Annotated in this window: 3 protein-coding genes; all 3 read left to right on the forward strand. The window is 44.3% G+C overall.

What is annotated here, in order from left to right:
- A partial coding sequence (locus B4K20_RS00745; protein ID WP_289281503.1) for a signal recognition particle protein occupies positions 1–996 on the forward strand: 996 nt, incomplete at its 5' end.
- Positions 997–1,079: 83 nt separating this feature from the next.
- Complete coding sequence (gene rpsP, locus B4K20_RS00750; RefSeq protein WP_286305437.1) at positions 1,080–1,328, forward strand: 30S ribosomal protein S16; 249 nt, start codon at positions 1,080–1,082, stop codon at positions 1,326–1,328.
- A 19-nt stretch (positions 1,329–1,347) separates the two neighbouring features.
- On the forward strand, positions 1,348–1,823 hold a 476-nt coding region (rimM, locus tag B4K20_RS00755), incomplete at its 3' end, for a ribosome maturation factor RimM (protein WP_289281504.1).

The following is a 1,823-nucleotide window of genomic DNA, read 5'->3' on the forward strand; positions in this document are numbered from 1 at the left end:
AAAGAGCGTGAGCGTAAATCTGTCATGGTCGCTAGTGCGGACGTTTATCGACCTGCCGCGATTGATCAATTAGAAACACTTGCAAAAGAAGTTGATGCTCGATTTTTCCCCAGCCAGTCTTCACAAAATCCGGTTGATATCGCTCGTGATGCCATAGAGCAAGCAAAGCGAGATTATGTCGATGTGGTCATCATTGATACGGCTGGTCGATTGCATATCGATGATGACATGATGGATGAGATTAAGCAGATTCATACTGCTATTAATCCGATTGAAACGTTATTTACCGTCGATAGTATGACCGGCCAAGATGCCGCGAATACCGCAAAAGCATTTAATGAAGCCTTACCCCTGACAGGGGTCATTCTCACTAAGACAGATGGTGATGCTCGTGGTGGTGCCGCCTTATCAATAAGGCATATTACTGGTAAACCCATTAAGTTTATGGGCGTAGGTGAAAAAACAGCGGCACTTGAACCTTTCCATCCTGATCGTGTTGTCTCACGAATCCTCGGAATGGGCGATGTGCTGTCATTGGTCGAAGAAGCTCAGCGTAAAATGGATGTTGGCTCGGCAGAAAAGCTGGCTAATAAACTGAAAAAAGGTAAAGGCTTTGACCTGGAAGATTTTCAGGAACAATTGCGCCAAATGGGCAAGATGGGCGGAATAGGTTCTTTAATGGAAAAAATGCCTGGCATGGGTAATATTCCGGCTGCGGCTAAACAGCAGGTGAATGACAAAGAGTTAGCCAAGCTCGAAGCTATTATCAATTCCATGACGAAGAAAGAACGACAAAAGCCTGAAATTATCAAAGGCTCGCGCAAAAAAAGAATAGCCGCGGGGAGTGGCACACAAATTCAAGATGTGAACCGTCTTCTAAAACAGTTTAGCCAGATGCAAAAAATGATGAAGAAGATGGGTTCTAAAGGCGGGATGGCCAAAATGATGAGAGGTTTAGGTGGTAAATTTCCAATGGGCGGGGGCCTTCCTTTCTAATAAGTGTTAAAAGGACTTTTCAAATATCGGAGAGTTGCGTAGAATACGACGGTTTTCCGATCCAGTTTTCAACGGGCTAAATTATGGTAACAATTAGATTGACACGCAGTGGCGCAAAAAAACGCCCTTTTTACGGTATCGTCGTAACAGACTCACGCAGCAAACGTGATGGTCGTTACATCGAACGCGTTGGTTTCTTCAACCCGGTTGCTCGTGGTCAAGAAGAAAAGCTTCGCGTTGACTTAGACCGTGTTGCTCATTGGATCAGCCAAGGCGCGCAAACATCAGAACGCGTTGCTAAGCTGATTGAAGAAGCACAAAAAGCAGCATAAATCGCAAGGGCGCTAGGATATGTCAACATCCGAGGAGTTTATCCCGGTAGGTAAAATATCCGGTGCCTTTGGCGTCAAAGGTTGGGTCAAAGTGTATTCTTTTACTGAACCTAGGGCGAATATCCTGCAATATTCACCACTGTTTTTATCAAGACGTGGTGAATGGCTTGAGATAAAAGTATCTGGAGGCCGTTTGCAAGGAAAAGGGGTTGTGATGGGAATTGAGAACGTCACAGACCGCGATCAGGTTCAGCCACTACTTGGTGCTGAGTTGGCGATTAAAAAATCTCAACTGGAACCTGCTGATGAAGATGAGTTTTATTGGAATGACTTAGAAGGTCTGACCGTAATCAATCTTCAGCAAGAAATATTAGGAAAAGTTGACCATCTGCTTGAAACCGGTGCAAATGACGTGTTGGTTGTTAAAGCTGAAGGCAATAAAACTGAGATATTGATTCCCTTTGTTGTGGATGAGATTGTAAAACTGGTCGATTT

The organism is Methylophaga sp. UBA5088 (genome assembly GCF_002414625.1).
Taxonomy (GTDB): Bacteria; Pseudomonadota; Gammaproteobacteria; order Nitrosococcales; family Methylophagaceae; genus Methylophaga; species Methylophaga marina.

Excerpts from the sequence above, each read along its gene's own strand:
- rpsP (WP_286305437.1), top strand. The coding sequence starts at position 1,080 with ATGGTAACAATTAGATTGACACGCAGTGGCGCAAAAAAACGCCCTTTT.